Origin of the sequence: Mycetohabitans sp. B3 (genome assembly GCF_021498065.1) — a bacterium.
In the GTDB taxonomy this organism is placed as follows: Bacteria; Pseudomonadota; Gammaproteobacteria; order Burkholderiales; family Burkholderiaceae; genus Mycetohabitans.
Map to the genome: position 1 here is coordinate 1 of NZ_JAHLKN010000053.1, position 5,794 is coordinate 5,794.

Genomic DNA, 5,794 nt, shown 5'->3' on the forward strand with positions numbered 1-5,794 from the left:
AATATTTTCTAGTGAAATTGCAGATACTCCTCGAGCAAGCGAGTTGATACGTGTTAACATCGTCGCTCGAACCACAGCATCATCAAAATATGGACCAACATTTGTTGCGACTGCCGCAATAAGATTTTCTTGTGTTTGCGTCGCATATTTTTCTGGGATAAGGTATTTAACAAACCCCCCCATGCTTGTATTTACACCATAAATCACCTTCCCCTGCAAAAGAAGGTCGTCAAGCAATTTGCGGGATTCAACAATAGACTTGCATGCCTTTTGCCCAAGGCGAACATTAATGTTAAAATCATATGCCGCCCTGGCAATGTCATTTGCCCTTATGGGTTCGCCTGTAATTTCTAACACCTTATCCATAACCGACCCCTTTTCAGAAAAATAAATTTTTACCCGCTCTTAATTATCAAACACTCATGTTCAGGCCCCACCGAAACTTAGCTCGCATTCAGCCAATCAAAACAGCTTAAATAACTCAATCTATGCATCATGCTTTTAGTGTTAACATCATCGCCGGAACCAGTTAGGCGAATTCTATACACTACACGGATATTTATTAAACGACCTAAATTTTTCAATTACCGGCCGTCCCGCTCTGCACTGTGCTTTCACGGTTAATGTATCTTTTAAAGCAATATCGGGAAGGCCATTACCCTGTTGGCACAAGTGACAATTGTACACGCAACACAATCGACACAAGCAGCGAACTTCGCGCCATTTATCATATAGTTTAATCTGACAAGTGCAATCCATATAAGAGCAAGGAGTGCCATAATCATCGTCAGGCCTGGCAATATTATTTTGCAAAATTTTATTGTACTGCATCAGTCTCTCCTTGTATTTGTTTATCTGCCAGTTCACTCAATTTACGAGCTAAAATTTCGCCAATTACCGTCGCTGGTTCCTGCCTGAGCATTGTTCCGTGGCTACAGTGCACATCGTAGACTTCTATATTTCCAAGTATGTAGGGCTTCCATACATCAGGGGAGATTAATACCTCATATTCCGCTCCCGCTTGAGTGGCCCGGAAGAATACCGCATTACCAGCATACACTGCCGGATAAAAATCTTTTAAAAGACGTGGATTATTCTTTGCAATTTCAAGAGCATTTTTTAAAAAATCATCACTCATGGCTCCAATAAATTCATCACCATAATGTTCGGCGAGCGCAGCATTAACCATCGCTTGGTCAACTTCGCCTTTGCTGTCCAGCAAATACGATCCTGGAAAAATATCCAGTAAAGCTAGCAACGCCACCTTTTCACCTTGCTGTTCAAGCCGAACCGCCATGCTGTGAGCGACTATGCCTCCCAGGCTCCAACCTAACAGGTAGTAAGGTCCTTCTGGCTGAACTTGGCGAATGTGCTCTAGGTAATCTGACACCATGTCGTCAATGCTTGACGGAAGTGGCCTTGCCCCATCAAACCCACGGGCTTGCAACCCATAGAGAGGTTGGTCGCTGTCTAGAAAACTTGACAGGCTAATGTAACTCCAACTCAAACCAAATCCAGGATGCATGCAGAAAAGAGGACGGCGACTTCCTTTAGGCTTAAGAGGAAGCAAGACAGAAAATGAGCTTTCTTGAACACTATTAAACTGGGTCAAGCGTTGTGCCAAACCAGCCACAGTGGGCGCTTCAAATAGCATACGAATGCTAGGATCAACCTTCAACGTCTTGCGAATACGGTCAATTAAACGCATGGCCAACAACGAATGACCGCCCAGGTCGAAGAAACTGTCATCAATGCCTACACGAGGCAAATTCAGCACTTCTGCGAAAAGCTCCGCTAATGTCTGTTCGTGCGGCGTACGAGGGATACGATATTGAACCGGTGTCAAGTCCGGTTCGGGCAGCGCGCGTTGATCCAGTTTGCCGTTGGGCGTCAGTGGCAACGCATCCAAACGCACGAATGCAGTCGGCACCATATAGTCGGGCAAGCGAGCGGCTACATGGGCGCGCAACGTACTAGCCAATTGCTCGTCGGCCTCGGTCACCACATACGCGACAAGCCGCTTGTTGTGGCCCTCACCCCGCACGAGCACCACCGCATCACGCACCTGTGGGTGTTGGGCAAGGCACGCCTTGATCTCACCCAGTTCAATGCGAAAGCCGCGAACCTTGACCTGGTCATCATTGCGGCCCAAGTACTCCAAATTGCCGTCGGGTCGGTAACAAGCCAAATCGCCGGTTTTATACATCCGCGCGCCGGGCTCTGTTGAGAAAGGGTTGAGCACAAAACGCTCAGCGGTCAGATCAGGACGGTTCAAATAGCCGCGAGCCACACCGTCACCACTGATATACAGCTCGCCGACCGCACCGAGCGGCAGCGGCTGGCCGTATGCATCAAGCAAGTAGACTTGGGTGTTCGCGATGGGCCGCCCAATCGGAATATTGTCCTCTGTACAGGCCACTGGACAGGTCCAAAACGTTGTACCAATGGGATTTTCAGCGGGGCCATACAAGTTATGAACTTGCGTGTCAGGCAACAGCATTTGACACTGCTGGACAGTCGCACCGGACAGGGCTTCGCCACCGCAAATCAAATGCTTCACCGATGTACAGCGCTGAACACCCTCAGTATCCAAGAAAATGCTGAGCATGGAGGGTACAAAGTGAACCGTCGTGATGCGCTCCCGGACAATGAGATCTCTCAAAGCAACAGGATCTTTATGAACGTCGGCGTCTGCTATCACAAGGGTGGCGCCATTGAGCAACGTCCAAAAAAGCTCCCAAATTGATACATCGAAGTTAAAGGGTGCTTTTTGGAGAACGCGATCGGCAGGTCTTAGACCGTAACCTCGCTGTCGGTCGATCAGCGCCTGGTCTTCATTTAACGTACCGTGAGGCTTTGTAGCCTCCAATAAACGTGCAATTTGCACATGCTCGATCATCACGCCCTTCGGCGTGCCAGTGGAACCAGACGTGTAGATGACATAGGCAAGATGACGAGGAGTCAGTTCGGCTACCCGCGGGTTGGGTGCAGCTTGATCGAGCGGTGCATCGAGCTCAAGTACGGTTCGGCACGCAAGCGCCGCTTCCCCCAATGTGGCCCTACCCGTTGCATCAGCGAGTACGATCGTTGGCGCTGCATCATTCAGAATATGCGCGAGGCGCTCGGACGGATACGCGGGATCAAGTGGCACACACGCGCCGCCCGCCTTCATGATCGCCAATAGCCCCACGACCATTGCCGGTGAACGTTCGACACAAATCGCCACTCGGACATCCGGCTTAATTCCCAATTCAATGAGCCGATGCGCGAGGCGGTTGGCTCGTGCGTTCAATTGCGCATAGCTCAGCGTCTGCGCTTCATACACCAGTGCAGTGGCTTCCGGGCTGCGCTCCACTTGTGCCTCGAATACCTGATGAACGCACTGGTCGGCTGGGTAGGGAGACGCTGTCGCATTCCATGTCTGAAGCAGTAACTGACGCTCATCCGGATCCAGCATTTGAAGCGTTGCCACCGGTTGCTGTGGGTAGGCCACCATCGCCTGCAACATCGTCTTTAGATACCCTATGTGCCGCTCAATCGTCGTGGGATCAAACAATGCACTCGCATAGCACAATGCCCCAATAATCTCTTCGCCTGCTTCATACAAATGCATTTCCAAGTCGAACCTGACCACGCCGTAATCGAGCCCGGCAGGCATGATGTCCAGTCCAGGTAGACGCCACTGTCCTGTTTCGTTACTCTGCCATGCGAACAACACCTGAAACAGCGGCGTATGCTCGAGCCGACGCGGTGGCTGCACGATCTCGACCACTTGCTCGAACGGCAGATCTTGATGCGCCTGCGCGTCCAGCGTCGTGCACCGCACGCGCTTAAGCAGCTCGCTCGTATTGGGCTCGCCCGATAAGTCGACACGCAACGCCAGCGTATTGACAAAGAAGCCAATCAACGGCTCGATTGCAGCATGCCCCCGGTTGGCACTGGGCGTGCCAATGACCAAATTATCCTGGCCTGACAGGCGCGCGAGCACCGCGCTCCACGCCGCAAGCACTGTCATAAATAGCGTGGTGCCATGCTCCGCGCTTAAGCGCTTAAGTGCTTGCGTGGTCGATGCATCGATCTGCACCGGCACGTGTGCACCAGCAAACGACTGTTGCGCCGGGCGCGGCCGGTCCGTCGGGAGTTCCAGCAGCACCGGCGCATCGGCCAGCGTCCTACGCCAGTAGTCGCTCTGCGTTTGAAGCCGCTCGCCCGACAGCCACTGACGCTGCCAGGCCGCGTAATCTGGATACTGGATCGCCAGCGCTGGCAGGGGATCAACTTGGCCGGCTGCGCTTGCCGCGTACAATGCACTGAGTTCTCGCACTAACACGCCAATCGACCAGCCATCCGACACGATATGGTGCTTTGTCAGCATCAGTACGTGCTCGTCGTCAGCTAATTGGATCACGCATGCGCGCATCAGCGGGCCGCGCGCCAGATCGAACGGCGCACACGCTTCATCGGCGCTCAAACGCGCCAGCTGCGCGTCGGCATCAGACACGCCACGCAGATCATGCCAGTGCAGTGGCACGCCCGTGTCAGCCGGCAGCAGCTGCAGCTGCGGCTGACCCTCGACACTCACGAACGTCGAGCGCAGCGCCTCGTGGCGCGCGAACAGCGCATCCAGCGCTTGTTGCCATGCTGCCCGATCGAACACTCCCTGCACACGCAGCGCAAGCGGCATGTGATAAGTACCACTGACCCCATCGAGCTGCGAGAGGAACCATAGTCGCTGCTGCGCGAACGACAGCGGCAAGCTGTCTTCGCGTGAGATCGGTGTGATCTCAGGCAATGCGTTGGCTGACTGATTCAACTGCGCACTCACCGCCGCCGCGAACGCGGCCAGCGTCGGCGACGCGAATAAGCTTGTCAGCGGCATTTCAGCACCGAGCGCCCTGACCCGGTTCATCAACCGCACCGCCAGCAGCGAGTGCCCTCCGAGAGCAAAGAAGCTGTCATGCCGGCTAACACGCTCGATGCCCAATAGCTGCGACCAGATCGTCGCGAGCGTGGCCTCCAACTCACCTTGCGGTGCTTCATACGCTTGATGCGCGAGTGCGTCGGCGTCTGGCTCAGGTAGCGCACGTCGATCGAGCTTGCCATTAGGCGTCAACGGCAGCGCATCCAACCGCACAAACGCGGCTGGCACCATGTAATCAGGCAGCTGTGTCGCGACATAGTGGCGAACGTCTGCAAAGGAATCAAAGCTGGCCGGTTGGTTCGCGTAGCTGAATGGTGATGCTTGAGCGTCGTCCGAAGGCCGAAGGTACACATCGGTGGGCATCGCTTGGGCCATCTCGCTGGCTTGCACGAACACGACGTCCATGCAAGCAAGGGCATCATATTCTGACCAAGTGATGCCAACCCAGTATCCGAGTGATCCTCCTAGAGCGGAAAATGCCTCAGGCTCCAATCCGATCGTTTGCGCGTCGCCGGTCATGAGCTGACGCTGAATTAGACCGATATCATCGCTATGCTCAAGCGCCTGCATCGCCTCTATCTCTAGCGCTAGCCGGGCATTTGGCACACCCGTGATGCGCAGCTGGGCGGGACGCTCCGTCGCAAGCAATGTCTGTAGCGCCTCGATCTCGACTATCCCGCGTCCCCAACGCAGCTGCGGCGCATGAGCAAGCGACAATGTGTTGACGGGCCCTTTGCGCAACACCACGTCGTAGCGATAGCGGCTCAATTCATTATCGTAATCACGGCGCTTAAGCTCGATATCGACCGCCGCAATCGTGTCGATGCTGTCCGGCAGTGCGCTGAAGAAAGCGGGCGCTAGCAGCAGCTCTTT

The 5,794-nt window shown here is 54.1% G+C and carries 2 protein-coding genes; both read right to left on the reverse strand.

The window, feature by feature from the left end:
* A partial coding sequence (locus KQH55_RS15190) for an aromatic amino acid lyase (RefSeq protein WP_235091557.1) occupies positions 1-366 on the reverse strand: 366 nt, incomplete at its 3' end.
* 451 nt (positions 367-817) lie between these two features.
* The gene (locus KQH55_RS15195; protein ID WP_235091558.1) at positions 818-5,491 is read right to left on the reverse strand and encodes a non-ribosomal peptide synthetase; all 4,674 of its coding nucleotides are present in this window, start codon (positions 5,489-5,491) and stop codon (positions 818-820) included.
* Between the last annotated feature and the right edge of the window lie 303 nt (positions 5,492-5,794).